The sequence below is a fragment of the Streptomyces sp. LARHCF249 genome (assembly GCF_052871255.1).
The window spans coordinates 345299-359966 of the sequence record NZ_JBIXJQ010000008.1; the positions used below are offsets into that span (position 1 = coordinate 345299).

The following is a 14668-nucleotide window of genomic DNA, read 5'->3' on the forward strand; positions in this document are numbered from 1 at the left end:
CCGGGACCGGCTGACCGGGGTCGGCTGACCGGGGCCGGCCAACGGGACCCGTTGGCCGGGACCCGTTGGACGGCATCCGGCCTACGGCAGCGGCGGCAGGGTCACCTTCGGGATCGACGGGTCGTTCGGGTCGAACGGCGGCGGCGTCCAGGGCTCGATCGGGGGCTTGGGCGGCGCCGGCGGCGGAGTGGGGCCGCGGTGGGGGTTCTGCGGCACCGATGAGGTGCGCTGCGCGGTCGGCCGGGGCGCCGCGGCGGTCGGCCGCCGCGACTCCTGCCCCTGCGCGGGGCCGGGGGTCGGGGCGGCCGAGGGCGCCTGAGCGGGCGACGGCGACGCGGCGGAGGCCGTCGGCGACGCGGACGGCTCGGCCGGGGAGGCCGGGGCGGTCGTCGCCGGAACCGCGGCCGGTTTCCCGGCCGGTCCGCCGCCCGAGCACCCGCCGGCCAGCAGGCCGCCGACCAGCAGAGCCGTCACGGCTCCCGGGATTCTGCCGCCGGACCCCATGCCCGCCCCCCTCATACTTCGCACACCTGAACGATCAGTGCGCGTGATCGTAGCGCAGCCAGTGCAGCGCCGCGGCCACGGACTCCGCCTCCACCACGCCCTGCGGGACCGCGGGCCGGCGTACGACGAGGACCGGGATGCCGGCCTCGCGGGCGGCGGTGAGCTTCGGGGAGGTGGCCGTTCCTCCGCTGTCCTTCGTGACCAGTACGTCGATACGGTGCCGGGCCAGCAGCTCCCGCTCGTCGGCCAGCGTGAACGGCCCGCGGGCCAGCAGGACTTCCAGCCGCGGCGGCACCGGAGAGGCCTGGGGGTCCCCCCGGACGAAGTCTGGGGGAGGGTCCACCGAGCGCACCAGGAACCAGGTCTCGGTGAGGTGCGCGAAGCCGTGCAGTCCCGTCCGGCCGGTGGTGAGGAAGGCACGCGTGCCGAGGGCGGGGAGCAGCTCGGCCGCGTCGGCCAGGGAGTCCGCGTAGGTCCAGGCGTCGCCGGGCTCCGGCGTCCAGCCGGGGCGGCGCAGCGCCAGCAGCGGGACCCCCGAAAGGGCTGCCGCCTCGGCCGCGTTGAAGCTCATCCGCTCCGCGAAGGGGTGGGTGGCGTCCACCAGGTGGGTGACCTGGTGGGCGCTGATCCACGCCGCCAGCCCGGCGGGCCCGCCGAAGCCGCCGATCCGCGTCTCGCCCGGCGGGAGCACGGGGGCGGCAACCCGCCCCGCGAGCGAGGTGGTCACCCGGACCCTCTCCGCCGGCCCGCGCCGGGCCGTGCCCGCGTCGGGGGCTGAGCCCGCGTGGGCGCCGTCCGCCGCGGCCCCGGCGCGCGTACCGGCTGCGGCCAGCTCGACGGCGAGGCGGCGGGCCTCCGTCGTGCCGCCCAGGATCAGGACGTGCCGGTCCGGCGCGCGGCCCGGTTCAGCAGACATGCCGGTCGCGCTCGGGGGAGTACAGGTGGCTGTCGCGGAACTGCTCGGCGCCCAGCGTGCGGCCCACCACGATGACGGCGGTGCGGACCAGCCCGTGCTGCTTCACCTGGGCCGCGATGTCGGCCAGGGTGCCGCGCAGGATCAGCTCGTCGGGGCGGCTGGCCATCGCCACCACGGCGACCGGGCACTCGGCCCCGTAGTGCGGCAGCAGTTCGTCCACCACCCGGTCCACGTAGCGCGTGGCCAGGTGCAGCACCAGCAGCGCGCCGCTGCGGCCCAGGGTGGCCAGGTCCTCGCCGGGCGGCATCGGCGTGGCCTGCTGGGCGACGCGGGTCAGGATCACCGTCTGGCCGACGGTGGGGACCGTCAGCTCCCGCTTCAGCGCGGCGGCCGCGGCGGCGAAGGCGGGGACGCCCGGGACGACCTCGTAGGGGATGCCGGCCGCGTCGAGCCGCCGCATCTGCTCCGCGACGGCGCTGAAGATCGACGGGTCGCCGGAGTGGAGCCGGGCGACGTCCTGGCCCGCCGCGTGCGCCCGTACGCACTCGGCGATGATCTGGTCCAGGTTCAGCTGCGAGGTGTCGACCAGCCGGGCGTCCGGCGGGCACTCGGCCAGCAGTTCGCGCGGGACCAGGCTGCCCGCGTAGAGGCAGACGGGGGCGGCGGCCAGCGTCCGGGCACCGCGCACCGTGATCAGATCGGCGGCGCCGGGGCCGGCACCGATGAAGTACACGGTCATGTCTGGTCCTGATCCTTTTCCTTGGTAACCGACCACTGGGTGACGGGCATCGCCTGCCGCCAGCCCGTGAAACCGCCGACCGGCACCGCGTGCGCGACCGAGAGCTTCACCAGTTCGCCGCCGTGGCGCCGGTAGCGTTCGGCGAGGACCGCCTCCGACTCCAGGGTGACGGTGTTGACCACCAGCCGGCCGCCGGGGGCCAGCGCCGCCCAGGCCGCGTCCAGCAGTCCCGGCGCGGTCAGCCCGCCGCCGATGAACACCGCGTCGGGGGCGGGGAGTCCGTCGAGCGCGCCGGGCGCGGCGCCGACCACCACGCGCAGGCCGGGCACGCCGAGCGCCGCCGCGTTGCGGGTGATGCGGGCCGCCCGCTCCGGTACGCGCTCCACCGCCACCGCCCGGCAGGAGGGGTGCGTGCGCATCCACTCGATGCCGATGGAGCCGGAGCCGCCGCCGATGTCCCACAGGAGCTCGCCGGGGGCCGGGGCCAGCGCGCACAGGGTCGCGGCGCGCACCCGGCGCTTGGTGAGCTGTCCGTCGTGCTCGTACGCGGCGTCCGGCAGGCCGGGGGTCGCGCCGAGCCGGGGCGCCGGGTGGGCGGGGTCCCGGCGGCAGTCCACGGCCACCACGTTCAGGGCATCGCCCGGCGGGTGCTGCCAGCCGTCGGCAAGGCCCTCGTACGCGTCCTCGCGTTCGGAGCCGAGCTGCTCCAGCACCCGGATCCGGCTCGGGCCGAAGCCCCGCTCTCGAAGCAGAGCAGCGATCTCGTTCGGGGACGCCGCTCCGGCGCTGAGCACCAGCACCCGCCGCCCCTCGTACAGGGCGGCCGCGAGCCGGGCCACCGGGCGGCCGACGACCGTGACCACCTCGGTCTCCTCCACCGGCCAGCCCAGGCGGGCGCAGGCGTACGAGACGGAGGAGGGGTGCGGGTGGACCGCGAGGGCGTCCGGGCCGAGCTCCTGGGCGAGGGCGCGGCCGATCCCGTAGAACATCGGGTCGCCGCTGGCCAGTACCGCGATCCGGCGGCCCGCGTGCTCGGCCATCAGCTTCGGCACGGCCGGCCGCAGCGGGCTCGGCCACGCGACCCGCTCGCCGGGGCACGCGGCCGCGGGGAGCAGGTCCAGCTGGCGCGGCCCGCCGATCAGCACCTCGGCGGAGGAGAGCGCGGACCGCGCGGCGGCGGTGAGCCCGGCCCAGCCGTCGGCGCCGAGGCCGACGACCGTGACGGGTATGGGGGGCGGTGCGGAGCTCACTGCGCGGTACCTCGGAACGGGAGGGGAACGGGGAGAGGGAAGCGGAAGACGTGCGGACCGCAGCCTACTGGCCTGCGCCTACGCCTGCCCGGACGACCCCCGCTCCCGGCCCCTGGCGCCCCCCGCTCCCGGCCGCGGCCGGGCCCGTCTACCCTCGGTAACCCAATCGTTCGCGAGGGAGCTGCCGCCATGCCGGGCTGGAACGCCACGAACATCCCCGACCAGAGCGGCCGGACAGCCGTCGTGACCGGGGCCAACAGCGGGATCGGCTACGTCACGGCCCGGGAACTCGCGCGGCGCGGGGCGCGCGTGGTGCTGGCCTGCCGCAGCGCCGCCCGCGGGAAGGCCGCCGACGTCCGGCTGCGCACCGAAGTGCCGGGCGCGGACGTGGAGTTCGCCGCGCTGGACCTGGCCGACCTGGCATCGGTGCGGGAGTTCGCCGCGGCGTACGGGCGGCGCCGGGAATCCCTGGACCTGCTGGTCAACAACGCGGGGGTGATGGCCCTGCCGTTCGGGCGCACCGCCGACGGGTTCGAGACCCAGTTCGGGGTCAACCACCTCGGCCACTTCGCCCTGACCGGGCTGCTGCTGCCGAGACTGCGGGCCGCGGCCGCCGGAGCCCGGATCGTCAACGTCTCCAGCGGGTTCCACGCGCTCTCCGACATCGACCTCGACGACCTGGGCGGCGAGGACGGCTACCGCCGCTGGATCGCCTACGGCCGCTCCAAGACCGCCAACCTGCTCTTCACCCACGAGCTGGCCCGCCGCTTCACCGCCGCCGGATCCACCCTCGTGGCCGCCGCCGCCCACCCCGGCTACGCCTCCAGCAACCTGCACGCCGGAGCGTCCCGGCTGGAGGGTCCCACCCTCAACTCGCGCGTGGCGGCGTTCGGCAACGCGGCCGTCGCCCAGCCCGCGGCCTCGGGCGCGCTGCCGACCCTCTACGCGGCCACCGCGCCGGGGGTCCGGCCGGACGCGTTCATCGGCCCGCGGTTCGGCTGGCGCGGGGCGCCCGCGCCCTCCTGGCGGGCGAAGTGGACCCTGGACGACGCGTCGGGCGAACGCCTCTGGGCGGCCTCCGAGAAGCTCACGGGAGTCTCGTACGCATCCCTGCCGCGCTGATCCCGACAGCACGCTTCCCGGAAGTGCCCTTCCCCCCCCGCAGGAATGCCGACGGCGCGGCGCCTGCCGTGGCATCGGCGCGCCCCCGTCCGCCCCCGGGACGCCTCCGGGCGCCCCGGACGGGACCTGACCGGGACGCGCCGGGCGCCCGACACTCGATGCCATGGACGACACTCCGGACAACCACCCAGAATCCCCCCGCGACATGCGGTGGTCCTCGGTGCGGCGCCCCCGCCCGCCGCAGGTCCTGCGGCGAGCCGCCTAGGGCTGGTCGGGGTCGGGGTCCGGGCGCAGGGAGCGCCAGATGAGCTCCGGGAGGTGGCGCGCGACGTCCGGCAGGTCGATCTCGTACGTGCTGGACAGCCAGCGGCGGGCCGCCTCGGTGAGGGGGCCCATGACCATGACCTCGATCACGGGGGCCGGGAGCGGGGCGATCTCGCCGCGCTCCATGCGCACCTTCAGCCACTGCATGATGGCCCCGAACTTCTCCGCCTTGGCCGCGGCGATCTCCTCCGCGTGGCCCACGAGGTAGCCGGAGTAGGCCGAGGCGTGCAGGAACAGGGCGACGTCGCGGTGCTCCTGCGTGAAGCGCAGGTAGGACGCCACCCAGGACTGGATGCCGGTGCGGGCGGTCCGGCAGCGGGTCAGGGCGGCGGTCATGTCTTCGCACAGCAGGTCCATGCACCGGATGTAGAGGGCGGCGGCCAGGCCGTCGAAATTGCCGAAGTGGTGGTAGAGGCTGCCCAGGCTCACCCCGCTGGCCGAGACGACCGCGTTCACGGTGAACCCCTGCTGGCCGGACTCGGCGAACACCCGCAGTGCGGCGGTCAGGAGCTGGTCGACGGTGGCCTCGCCGCGCTGCTGCTTGGGAGACATGTGGGTCCCGTCGGTGTGCGGTGGGGTGGCGGCCCCCTGCCGGCCGTGCCGCAGAGCCTAGCAACCCCGTCCCGGTCCTAGGAGGTCGTGGCGCGCTCGTACAGGGACCGGACGGCGTCACCGAAGTAGCTGCTGTACGAGGTCTCCTCGTCACCGCCGCCGTCGCGGCCGCCGACCACCCCGATCAGCGTGTGCCCGTCGGTCAGCACCGGGCCGCCGCTGGTGCCGTTCGGCACGTCCGCGCAGTCGAAGCGCAGCTGCGTCGGCCCCGCGGCGCGGGCGGTGTTGCGGCAGTCGAGCGGCTGCTCGGAGGCGTTCGGATAGCCCACGAGCCGTGCCGGAAGGGGCAGTTCGGGCCGGAAGGCGATCGTCTGGGCGCCCGTGACGTCCTCCAGCCGCTGGCCCGGGTAGCCGGGGCGGCGCAGCCGGATGAAGGCGACGTCGTGGTCGGGGTCCTGGTCCTCGCTCCAGCGCGGGTCCACGTCGATCCGGGTGGGCACCCAGATCCCGTACGGAGCCACCCCGTCCTGGTAGCCGGGGGCGAAGGCCAGGTTGGTGCGGAAGCCGCCGGTGTACACGCAGTGCGCGGCGGTGACGATCAGGTCGCCGTGCGGGGAGTGGACCACGACGGCCGAGCAGTGGTGGTCGGGGTCGCCGTCGGTGCCGGGGGAGAAGAGGGCCCCGACGGCGGGCTCGGCCGGCGCGGGGCGGGCCTCCAGCGGGTCCGAGGCCTGCCACCCGTCGGACCGCCAGTCCACCGAGGAGCCGTCGCCGGCGAAGGCCTTGCCGTCCGTCGGCGGGTTCGGGTCCTCGCGGACGATCCCGTCCAGCACCGCGGCCGCCGTCCGGTCTGCACGCTCGGGGTCCTGCTGGTAGACGCCCCGCGCCGCGTCCCCGTCCGCGCGGTTCGCGACCAGGCCGCGCAGCTCCCAGAGGTACCACCCGCCCACGAGGGCGAGGGCGCCGAGCACGCCGACCAGCACGGTGGCCCGTACGGCCCGCCCGTGCACCTTGCTGACCATGTGGCACTCCCCCCGCAAACGCGTCCGACTCCTCGTTCGATGGGGAGAGGCACGGGTCGGGTTCCGCAATCCGGACGTGTCCGTCCTCACAGCGGGTCCCCGGCCGTCCGCGCGTCACTCCCCGGCCTTCCATGCGTCATTCAACTCCCCTACGCTCCAGGCGACTTGAGCCGCACTGGAGCGACAGGAGCCGAAGCATGAGACTGCGAAACCGGATGGCGGGCGCGGTGACCGCGGGACTGGCGGCCGCCGCCCTCGTCCTGGGCACGTCCCCCGCCGGCGCGGCGGGTGCCTCCGACGGGCTGTCCTACGCGGGATCGACCGGAGTCGGCGTGCACAACGCCTACGAGAAGGCCAAGTACCCGTACTTCGCGGACGCCCTCGACTCGGGCGCCGCCATGCTCGAGCTCGACGTGTGGACCAACTTCTTCGGCAGCTCGTGGCGGGTCTCGCACAACAACCCCTTCGGCAACGACAACAACTGCGAGAACGCCACCACCCCCGCCCAGCTGCGCACCAAGGCCCGCAACCAGAACCTGGCGGGCTGCCTCTCCGACATCCGCAGCTGGCACGACGCCCACCCCGGCCACCGGCCCGTCGTCCTCAAGCTGGAACTCAAGGACGGCTTCGCCGCCAACCTCGGCCGCGGCCCGGCCGACCTCGACGCGCTGCTGACCGCCAAGCTGGGCGACGCCGTCTACCGGCCCGGCCAGCTTGCCGCGGGCCACCCCGACCTCGACACCGCCGCCCGCGCCGGAGCCTGGCCCAGCCGCGTCGGGCTCGCCGGGAAGTTCATCGTGGAGCTGATCCCCGGCACCGTCGAGGAGGGCAACAGCTCCGACACCCTGTGGACGGACCGGGAGTACGCCACCCACCTGCGCTCCCTCGCCGCCCAGGGCCGGCTCGGCCAGGCCGCCGCGTTCCCGGCCGTGCACCGGGCCGAGGCGGGCGACCCGCGCGTCGCCCGCTACGCCGACGCCTCCCTGCGCCCCTGGTTCGTGGTCTTCGACGGGGACGCGGGCGCCTATGCCGGGGGATCGATCGACACCGGCTGGTACGACCGCAACCACTACCTGGTGATCGCCACGGACGCCCACAACGTCGCCCCGGCCATCGACTCCACCCGCCCGACGGAGGCGCAGGCCCGCGACCGCCTGGCGCTCCTCGCCGGACACCACGCGTCCATCGTCTCCGCCGACTGGTACCCGCTGCCCCAGGTCCTGGCCGCGGTCGTGCCGCGCGGCTGAGGCCGGCGGCGGCCACGGCACTAGGGACCCGTGTGCGAGGCCTCCAGCTGCCGGGCCTTCGGCCGGTCCCCGGCGGCGCCGGCGGGGTCGGCGGGTGCGGCGGCGAGGCTCGCCTCGATCTCGTCCAGCGCCCGGCGGGCGGTCGCGATCCGCTCCCTCACGTCCTTCGTGTCCGGGACGTCGGGCCCGCCCGGTGCCGGGCCGGGGGCCGGGTCCGCCGTCCGGTCCGCCTCCGCCTCGATCTCGCGCGCCTCGTCGAGGGAGTTCAGCACGACGCCGATCAGCACGTTCACCAGCACGAAGGAGGCGAGCAGGGCGTACGAGGCGTAGTAGAGGATGCTGAGCCGGGAGATCTGCAGCCCGGCCCGCACCGCGTCGGTGAGCCCGTCCAGGGTGGTCAGCAGGAACAGGGTGAGCATGGCGCGGCCCACGGAGCCGTAGTGCTGCGGGTCGGACTCCGCGAAGCAGACCCAGCCGACCATGGCGTACACGTACAGCACCAGCGCGCCGACGAACAGGAAGCTGGCGGTGCCGGGCAGGCTGCGGCCCACGGCGATCAGCAGGATGCGCAGGTGCGGCAGGAAACGCGCGGTGCGCAGCACGCGGGCCAGCCGCAGCAGCCGCAGCAGGGTGGTGTTCTCGCGGACGAGGGGGATGAAGGCGGAGGCCACGACCGCGAGGTCGAAGAGGTTCCAGGGGTCCCGGAAGAACGCCTTCGGCCGGTCGGCGCGCCCATCCGCAGCAGCATCTCCAGCGTGAACACGATCAGGCAGGCGGCCTCCGCGGCCTCCAGCGCCTGCCGGTACTCCCGCGCCGGCCCGCTGTACGTCTCCACGCCCATCAGCGCCGCGTTGAGCAGGATCACACCGAAGACGGCGAGGCCGAAGGCGGAGGCCTCCGTCAGCGCCCGGCACCGGGCCGCCAGTTCCACGCGGCCGCGCCGGGCCGGGATCGGGACTCTCATCTTGCTCCTCGTACGCGTCTTCGCCGCAGGCCCGCGCCCGGCGGGACGCGGTGGTCGTTCCTACTAACGGCACACACCCGATCGGGTTTCCGTCCGGCGCGCACGTCAACGCGCCGGGCGGCGGAGGGCCGCAGGGGTGAAAGTGCGGGGTTAGGGGCGGTTAGGGGATCTCCGGAGCCCCGGCCAGGACATAGGTTCCTGGCGGAAACCGAAGGGCACCGAGCGAAGGAGCACCCCCATGGCCGAGGTCACGGAGACCCCCGAAGCGTGGACCACCCCGGACTTCGTCGCGTACGAGACCGCGTTCGAGGTCACCGCGTACGCCGCGCGTCTGGAGAAGTGAACCCACTGTCTGCGGGCGGGAGTCCGGGCGACCGGCTCCCGCCGTGGCGGGAGACCACATGACGTCACCACTGGACGAGTCCGAGTTCATCAGCGCCCTGCGCGCGCTGTCCTCCTCCTACTGGGGAAGCCACCCCTTCCACCGGCGGCTGCACGGCGGCGAGCTCGACCGGCGGGCGCTGCGGCTGTGGGCCGCCAACCGCTGGTACTACCAGCGGATGCTGCCGCAGAAGGACGCGGCGATCATCAGCAACTGCCCGCTCCCGGAGATCCGGCGGGTCTGGGTGGAGCGGCTGGCCTACCACGACGGGACCGCCGGGGACGAGGGCGGCATCGCGCGCTGGCTGAGGCTGTGCGAGGCCGTGGGGCTCGGCCGGGAAGAGGTGCTCGACGAGCGGCACGTGGTCCCGGGCGTGCGCTTCGCGGTCGACGCGTACGTGAACTTCGCCCGGACCAAGCCGTGGGCCGAGGCCGTGGCCTCCGGCCTCACCGAGATGTTCGCCGGGCACCTGATGACCCGCAGGGTCGCCGACATGCTCGCCCACTACGACTGGATCCGCCCGGCGGACCTGGCCTACTTCACGGACCGCATCGAGGCCGTGTCCGGTGAGGGCAAGGGCACCCTGGACATCGTCGTCCGGCACTGCACGACACGGGAGCAGCAGGACGCGGCCGTCGCCGCGCTCCGGTTCAAGTGCGACCTGCTGTGGCTGATGCTGGACGCCGTCGAACGCGCCACCGCCACGGCCGAGTAGTGGCCGCAACCGCAGAAGGAGTGGCCGTGGACCGGCCCGTGCTCGGCCGCGGAGTGCGGCTCATCTACGACAGGACGCGGCAGACCCATGTCGTACTGCATCCGGAAGGGGTGCTCGTGCCCAACGGGACCGCCGTCTCGGTGCTCGAACTCTGCGACGGGACCACGACCGTCGCGCAGATCGCGGCGGCGCTCGGCGCCCGGTACGCCGGAGTGCGCGAGACCGAGGTCGGCACCGTCCTGGAGCGGCTCACCGAGAAGGGCGTCGTGCGATGGATCTGACCGCCACCGGGCCGGACGGCGCGGCCCCGCCGCTCGGGCTGCTAGCCGAGCTCACCCACCGCTGTCCGCTGCACTGTGCGTACTGCTCCAACCCGCTCGAACTCATCGAGCGGGAGCGCGAGTTGACCACGAAGCAATGGGCTGAGGTGTTCACCCAGGCGCGCGAGATCGGCGTGCTCCAGGTGCACCTGTCCGGCGGCGAGCCCCTGGCCCGCCCCGACCTGCCCGAGCTCGTCTCGCACGTCAGCGGCCTCGGCTGCTACGTCAACCTCGTCACCAGCGGACTCGGCCTCACCGAAGCCCGCCTCGCGGACCTGGTCGGGCGCGGGCTGGACAACGTACAGCTGTCGGTGCAGGGCGCCGACGCCGCCCGCGCCGACCTGCTCGCGGGGGCCAGGGCCCACCACCACAAGATCGCCGCCGCCGCGCTGATCCGCGAGCAGGGCCTGCCGCTCACCGTCAACGCCGTACTGCACCGCGCCAACCACGACCAGCTGGCGGGCCTCATCGACCTGGCCGAGGCCATGGGCGCGGACCGGCTGGAGCTCGCCAACACCCAGTACTACGGCTGGGCGCTGCGCAACCGCGAGGCCCTGATGCCCACCCGCGAGCAGCTGGCCGCGGCCGAACCGGTCGTCCGGGCCGCGATGGAACGGCTCAAGGGCACGATGGAGATCGTGTACGTCCTCGCCGACTACTACGAGCCGTACCCCAAGCCGTGCATGCACGGGTGGGGGGCGATCCAGCTCACGGTCGCCCCCGACGGCACCGTGCTGCCCTGCCCCGCGGCCGGCGCGATCACCACCCTGGACCTGGACAACGTCACCGAGAAGCCGCTGGCCGAGATCTGGTACGCGTCCGGCTCCTTCAACGCCTACCGGGGCGAGGAATGGATGTCCGACCCCTGCCGCAGCTGCGACCGGCGCTCCCTCGACCACGGCGGCTGCCGCTGCCAGGCCTTCCTGCTCACCGGGGACGCCGCGGCCACCGACCCGGTGTGCTCGCGGTCCGCGGGGCGCGACACCGTGGACCTGCTGTTGGCGGGCATCCCCACGACACCGCCCGAGCTGGTGATGCGCGGACCGGCGGCGGTACGCCGATGAGGGCCGTCCTGCTCGGCACCGCAGCCGGAGGCGGCTGCCCGCAGTGGAACTGCGCCTGCCCGGTGTGCACGTCGGGGGCGCCCGCCCGCTGTCAGGACGGCCTCGCGGTCAGCGCCGACGGCCTCGGGTGGTACCTGGTCAACGCCTCGCCCGACATCCGCGCGCAGCTGCTCGCCACCGCCGAGCTGGCGGCCGGTCCCGGGCCGCGCGAGACGCCGGTGCGCGGCGTACTGCTCACGGACGCCGAACTCGACCACACGCTGGGCCTGATGATGCTCAGGGAAGGGGACGGGCTGCGGGTGTGGGCGCCGGCGGCGGTGCTCGGGGCGCTGGACGCGGGGTTCCCGGTGCGGGGGATCCTCGGCGGCTACGGCGGATGGGAGTGGTCCGAGCTGGCCGCGGGCAGGGAGCGGGAGGAGCAGGAGGTCGGCGGGCTGCGGGTCACCGCCTTCGCCGTCGGAGACAAACGCCCCAAGTACGCGCGCACGCTGCCCGGTCCGGCCGGCCCCTGGGTGGTCGCCTACCGCTTCGAGGACCCGGCCACGGGCGGAGCCCTCGTGTACGCCCCCTGCCTGGCCTCCTGGCCGCCCGGCTTCGACGAGTTCACCGCCGGGGCCGGGTACGTCCTGCTCGACGGCACGTTCCACTCGGCGCGGGAGTTCGGCGGCGCCACGCGTGCGGCCGGTGCGAGCGGCGCGCAGGCCGCGATGGGGCACCTGCCGGTGACCGGGGAGGGCGGGAGCCTGGCGCACGTCGGGCGCCTGCGGGCGGAGCGGCCGGGCGCGCGGTTCGCCTACACCCATCTCAACAACACCAACCCGATGGCCGATCCGCGGTCCGCGGCCCACCGCGAGGTGTGCGCGGCGGGGGCGGAGATCCCGGCCGACGGAACCCGCATCGAGCTCTGACAGGGTCAGCGATGCGTCGAGCGGGTCGGGTACGTGGTTCAGGCGAGCTGCTGCCGCACCAGCTCGATCACCTCGGAGGCGTGCTCGTTCAGGTAGAAGTGGCCGCCGGGGAACAGGTGGAAGGAGCAGGGCCCGCCGGTGTGGCCGGCCCAGGCGGCGGCCTCCTCCGCGGTCACCTCCGGGTCGCTGTCCCCGTTGAGCACCACCACCGGGCAGGCCAGGGCCGGGCCGGGGAGGCAGCGGTAGGTCTCCGCGGCCTTGTAGTCGCCGCGGATGGCCGGGAGTACCGCCCGCAGCAGCTCGTCGTCGGCCAGGACCGCCGGGTCCGTGCCGCTCATCCGCCGGATCGTGGCCAGCAGCCGATCGTCCGGTGCCAGGTGGAGCCGCTCGTCCTCCCGGTGCCGGGAGGGGGCCCGCCGCCCCGAGGCGAACAGGACCGCCGGCGTCACGCCCGCCGCCTCCAGCCGCAGCGCCACCTCGAAGGCCAGGGTCGCGCCCAGGCTGTGCCCGAACAGCGCGACGGGCCGGTCGCACCACGGCCGCAGCTCCGCGAAGACCCGGTCCGCGAGGCCTCGTACGTCGTCCACGCACGCCTCGTGGCGGCGGTCCTGGCGGCCCGGGTACTGCACGGCCACCACGTCCGCCTGCGGGGACAGGGCCCGGGACACCGGGAAGTAGTAACTGGCCGAGCCGCCCGCGTGCGGGAAGCAGAACAGGCGTACGGGAGCCTCCTCGGCGGGGTGGAAGCGGCGCAGCCAGGCACTGGGCGCCCGCACGGTCGTGGTGGTCGTACGGTTCATGGGTGGTCGGTGTCCTTAGCTCGTCGGTTCACAGGGCGGTCCAGGTGCCCGGCGGGCGCCAGCCGCGCGCGGGGCCCCAGGAGGCCCGGGGCCGGGGCGCGTCCTGCTCCCCGGTGTGGTCCCCGCCCCGGGCGGTGGAGAGCAGCACGAGGAGGACGGCGGCGAGTTCGGTGCTGTCCGGGGCGCCGCGCACGATCCTCAGGTGGGGTTCGGCCCGCTCGCTCATCGGGCGTGCTCCTCTGCGGTAGGGGGTTGGGGATGCCGGTCAGAAGGGCGGGTTGCCGTGCTTGCGCTCGGGCAGCGGCACGTGCTTGGCCCGCAGCGCCTCCAGCGCGTCCACCAGCACCTGCCGGGTCGTGGCCGGGTCGATCACGTCGTCGACGAGGCCCCGCTCGGCGGCGTAGTACGGGTGCATGAGCTCCTGGCGGTACTGCTTGACGCGCTGCGCGCGCGCCGCCTCCGGGTCGTCCGCCGCGGCGATCTCCCGGCGGAAGACCACGTTGGCGGCGCCCTCCGCGCCCATCACCGCGATCTCGTTCGTCGGCCAAGCGAAGGACAGGTCCGCGCCGATGGAGCGGGAGTCCATGACGATGTACGCGCCGCCGTACGCCTTGCGCAGGATCATCTGCACCCGGGGCACGGTCGCCGCGCAGTACGCGTACAGCAGCTTCGCGCCGTGCCGGATGACACCGCTGTGCTCCTGGTCGCTGCCCGGCAGGAAGCCCGGTACGTCCACCAGGGTCACCAGCGGAATGCTGAACGCGTCGCAGGTCTGGACGAAGCGCGCCGCCTTTTCCGAGGCGTTGATGTCCAGTACCCCGGCGAGCGAGGCCGGCTGGTTGGCGACGATGCCCACCACGTGCCCGTCCAGCCGGGCCAGACCGCAGATGATGTTGGTCGCCCAGTTGGCGTGGACCTCGAACAGGTCGCCGTCGTCGACGATCTCCTCGATCACGGCCCGCATGTCGTACGAGCGGTTCGGGTCGGCCGGCACCAGCCGCGACAGCTCGTCGGTGCGACGGTCGGCCGGGTCCGTGGCGGGCACGGCGGGCGGCAGCTCGCGGTTGTTGGACGGCAGCAGCGACAGCAGGTGGCGCACCTCCTCCAGGCACTCCTCCTCGGTGTCGTACAGGAACGCGCTCGCGCCGGAGACCGACGAGTGGACCTGCGCGCCGCCCAGGTCGTTGTGGCTGATCTTCTCCCCGGTGACCGCCTGCACCACGTCGGGGCCGGTGATGTACATCTGCGCGATGTCGCGCACCATGAACACGTAGTCGGTCAGGGCGGGGGAGTACGTCGCCCCGCCCGCGCACGGCCCGAGCATCACGCTGATCTGCGGGATCACCCCGGACGCGGCCACGTTGCGGCGGAAGATGCCGCCGTACCCGGCCAGCGCGGTGACGCCCTCCTGGATACGGGCGCCCGCGCCGTCGCTGAGCGACACCAGCGGGGCGCCCGCCGCCACCGCGAGGTCCATCACCTTGTGGATCTTCTGCGCGTGCGCCTCGCCGAGCGAGCCGCCGAAGATCCGGAAGTCGTGCGCGTACACGAACACCCGGCGGCCGTCGACCTTGCCCCAGCCGGTCACCACTCCGTCGGTGTGCGGCCTGCGGTCCTCCAGGCCGAATCCCGTCGCCCGGTGCCGGCGCAGCTGCTCTATCTCCCGGAAGGTGCCCGGATCGAACAGCAGGTCCAGCCGCTCGCGCACGGTCAGCTTGCCGCGGGCGTGCTGCGCCTCGGAAGCGCCCGCGGACGGGCCCAGCTCGACGGACTCCTTGATCGCTCCTAGTTCGGCCACTCGGACACTGACATCGGCAACTGTCATGCTCCACCCGTCTC

At 74.4% G+C, this 14668-nt stretch carries 17 protein-coding genes and 1 pseudogene; 8 read left to right on the forward strand and 10 right to left on the reverse strand.

Features of this window, described 5'->3' with window-relative positions; genetic code table 11:
- Positions 1-81: 81 nt before the first annotated feature.
- From ACIPUC_RS24800 to cbiE, 4 genes are all read right to left on the reverse strand, one after another.
- Positions 82-474, reverse strand: coding sequence for a hypothetical protein (locus ACIPUC_RS24800; protein ID WP_446592236.1), 393 nt, complete (start codon positions 472-474; stop codon positions 82-84).
- A gap of 64 nt (positions 475-538) precedes the next feature.
- On the reverse strand, positions 539-1420 hold the full coding sequence (locus ACIPUC_RS24805) for a cobalt-precorrin-6A reductase (RefSeq protein WP_446592238.1): 882 nt from the start codon (positions 1418-1420) through the stop codon (positions 539-541).
- The gene (gene cobM / locus ACIPUC_RS24810; RefSeq protein WP_446592240.1) at positions 1410-2159 is read right to left on the reverse strand and encodes a precorrin-4 C(11)-methyltransferase; all 750 of its coding nucleotides are present in this window, start codon (positions 2157-2159) and stop codon (positions 1410-1412) included. Before cobM ends, ACIPUC_RS24805 begins: the two co-directional genes overlap by 11 nt.
- Positions 2156-3409, reverse strand: a complete 1254-nt coding sequence (gene cbiE / locus ACIPUC_RS24815) for a precorrin-6y C5,15-methyltransferase (decarboxylating) subunit CbiE (RefSeq protein ID WP_446592242.1) — start codon at positions 3407-3409, stop codon at positions 2156-2158. Before cbiE ends, cobM begins: the two co-directional genes overlap by 4 nt.
- Positions 3410-3598: 189 nt before the next feature.
- On the opposite strand from cbiE, the gene ACIPUC_RS24820 reads away from it, so the two are divergent.
- Positions 3599-4531, forward strand: coding sequence for an oxidoreductase (locus ACIPUC_RS24820; protein ID WP_446592244.1), 933 nt, complete (start codon positions 3599-3601; stop codon positions 4529-4531).
- A gap of 261 nt (positions 4532-4792) precedes the next feature.
- On the opposite strand, the gene ACIPUC_RS24825 is transcribed toward ACIPUC_RS24820, so the two are convergent.
- The gene (locus ACIPUC_RS24825; protein WP_446592246.1) at positions 4793-5407 is read right to left on the reverse strand and encodes a TetR/AcrR family transcriptional regulator; all 615 of its coding nucleotides are present in this window, start codon (positions 5405-5407) and stop codon (positions 4793-4795) included.
- A 77-nt stretch (positions 5408-5484) separates the two neighbouring features.
- Positions 5485-6429 carry a trypsin-like serine peptidase gene (locus ACIPUC_RS24830; protein WP_446592248.1) on the reverse strand — a complete coding sequence of 315 codons (945 nt, stop codon included), beginning with the start codon at positions 6427-6429 and terminating at the stop codon, positions 5485-5487.
- Between the two features lie 197 nt (positions 6430-6626).
- Between ACIPUC_RS24830 and ACIPUC_RS24835 the strand changes: the two genes are divergently transcribed.
- Entirely contained in the window at positions 6627-7676 is a 1050-nt protein-coding gene (locus ACIPUC_RS24835) for a phosphatidylinositol-specific phospholipase C domain-containing protein (RefSeq protein ID WP_446592250.1), read from the forward strand.
- Positions 7677-7696: 20 nt separating this feature from the next.
- Here the strand turns inward: ACIPUC_RS24835 and ACIPUC_RS24840 are convergent.
- Positions 7697-8517, reverse strand: a pseudogene (locus ACIPUC_RS24840) (ion transporter).
- Here ACIPUC_RS24840 and ACIPUC_RS24845 point away from each other — a divergent pair.
- The 6 genes from ACIPUC_RS24845 to pqqB all read left to right on the forward strand — a co-directional run bounded on the left by ACIPUC_RS24845 (position 8432) and on the right by pqqB (position 12029).
- Positions 8432-8707, forward strand: a complete 276-nt coding sequence (locus ACIPUC_RS24845) for a hypothetical protein (RefSeq protein WP_446592287.1) — start codon at positions 8432-8434, stop codon at positions 8705-8707. The pseudogene ACIPUC_RS24840 and the gene ACIPUC_RS24845 sit on opposite strands and share 86 nt — an antisense overlap.
- 171 nt (positions 8708-8878) lie before the next feature.
- Entirely contained in the window at positions 8879-8983 is a 105-nt protein-coding gene (gene pqqA, locus ACIPUC_RS24850) for a pyrroloquinoline quinone precursor peptide PqqA (protein WP_215146397.1), read from the forward strand.
- A 58-nt stretch (positions 8984-9041) separates the two neighbouring features.
- Entirely contained in the window at positions 9042-9737 is a 696-nt protein-coding gene (gene pqqC, locus ACIPUC_RS24855) for a pyrroloquinoline-quinone synthase PqqC (RefSeq protein WP_446592252.1), read from the forward strand.
- A 26-nt stretch (positions 9738-9763) separates the two neighbouring features.
- Positions 9764-10018, forward strand: coding sequence for a pyrroloquinoline quinone biosynthesis peptide chaperone PqqD (gene pqqD / locus ACIPUC_RS24860; RefSeq protein WP_446592254.1), 255 nt, complete (start codon positions 9764-9766; stop codon positions 10016-10018).
- On the forward strand, positions 10009-11121 hold the full coding sequence (pqqE, locus tag ACIPUC_RS24865) for a pyrroloquinoline quinone biosynthesis protein PqqE (RefSeq protein WP_446592256.1): 1113 nt from the start codon (positions 10009-10011) through the stop codon (positions 11119-11121). Before pqqD ends, pqqE begins: the two co-directional genes overlap by 10 nt.
- A complete protein-coding gene (gene pqqB / locus ACIPUC_RS24870) occupies positions 11118-12029 on the forward strand; it encodes a pyrroloquinoline quinone biosynthesis protein PqqB (RefSeq protein WP_446592258.1) in 912 nt (303 codons plus the stop codon). Before pqqE ends, pqqB begins: the two co-directional genes overlap by 4 nt.
- Positions 12030-12067: 38 nt before the next feature.
- Here pqqB and ACIPUC_RS24875 read toward each other — a convergent pair whose 3' ends face one another.
- The 3 genes from ACIPUC_RS24875 to ACIPUC_RS24885 are packed head-to-tail and all read right to left on the reverse strand — an operon-like array spanning position 12068 to position 14654.
- A complete protein-coding gene (locus ACIPUC_RS24875) occupies positions 12068-12829 on the reverse strand; it encodes a thioesterase II family protein (RefSeq protein ID WP_446592260.1) in 762 nt (253 codons plus the stop codon).
- Positions 12830-12857: 28 nt separating this feature from the next.
- Positions 12858-13055, reverse strand: a complete 198-nt coding sequence (locus tag ACIPUC_RS24880) for an acyl-CoA carboxylase epsilon subunit (protein WP_446592262.1) — start codon at positions 13053-13055, stop codon at positions 12858-12860.
- Positions 13056-13094: 39 nt separating this feature from the next.
- Entirely contained in the window at positions 13095-14654 is a 1560-nt protein-coding gene (locus ACIPUC_RS24885; RefSeq protein WP_446592263.1) for an acyl-CoA carboxylase subunit beta, read from the reverse strand.
- Positions 14655-14668 lie beyond the last annotated feature (14 nt).

Bases quoted from the DNA above. Each gene is read 5' to 3' on its own strand.
- ACIPUC_RS24805 (WP_446592238.1), bottom strand. From the start codon at position 1,420: ATGTCTGCTGAACCGGGCCGCGCGCCGGACCGGCACGTCCTGATCCTG.
- cobM (WP_446592240.1), bottom strand. From the start codon at position 2,159: ATGACCGTGTACTTCATCGGTGCCGGCCCCGGCGCCGCCGATCTGATC.
- ACIPUC_RS24820 (WP_446592244.1), top strand. From the start codon at position 3,599: ATGCCGGGCTGGAACGCCACGAACATCCCCGACCAGAGCGGCCGGACA.
- ACIPUC_RS24825 (WP_446592246.1), bottom strand. From the start codon at position 5,407: ATGTCTCCCAAGCAGCAGCGCGGCGAGGCCACCGTCGACCAGCTCCTG.
- ACIPUC_RS24830 (WP_446592248.1), bottom strand. From the start codon at position 6,429: ATGGTCAGCAAGGTGCACGGGCGGGCCGTACGGGCCACCGTGCTGGTC.
- ACIPUC_RS24835 (WP_446592250.1), top strand. From the start codon at position 6,627: ATGAGACTGCGAAACCGGATGGCGGGCGCGGTGACCGCGGGACTGGCG.
- pqqA (WP_215146397.1), top strand. From the start codon at position 8,879: ATGGCCGAGGTCACGGAGACCCCCGAAGCGTGGACCACCCCGGACTTC.
- pqqC (WP_446592252.1), top strand. From the start codon at position 9,042: ATGACGTCACCACTGGACGAGTCCGAGTTCATCAGCGCCCTGCGCGCG.
- pqqE (WP_446592256.1), top strand. From the start codon at position 10,009: ATGGATCTGACCGCCACCGGGCCGGACGGCGCGGCCCCGCCGCTCGGG.
- pqqB (WP_446592258.1), top strand. From the start codon at position 11,118: ATGAGGGCCGTCCTGCTCGGCACCGCAGCCGGAGGCGGCTGCCCGCAG.
- ACIPUC_RS24875 (WP_446592260.1), bottom strand. From the start codon at position 12,829: ATGAACCGTACGACCACCACGACCGTGCGGGCGCCCAGTGCCTGGCTG.
- ACIPUC_RS24880 (WP_446592262.1), bottom strand. From the start codon at position 13,055: ATGAGCGAGCGGGCCGAACCCCACCTGAGGATCGTGCGCGGCGCCCCG.
- ACIPUC_RS24885 (WP_446592263.1), bottom strand. From the start codon at position 14,654: ATGACAGTTGCCGATGTCAGTGTCCGAGTGGCCGAACTAGGAGCGATC.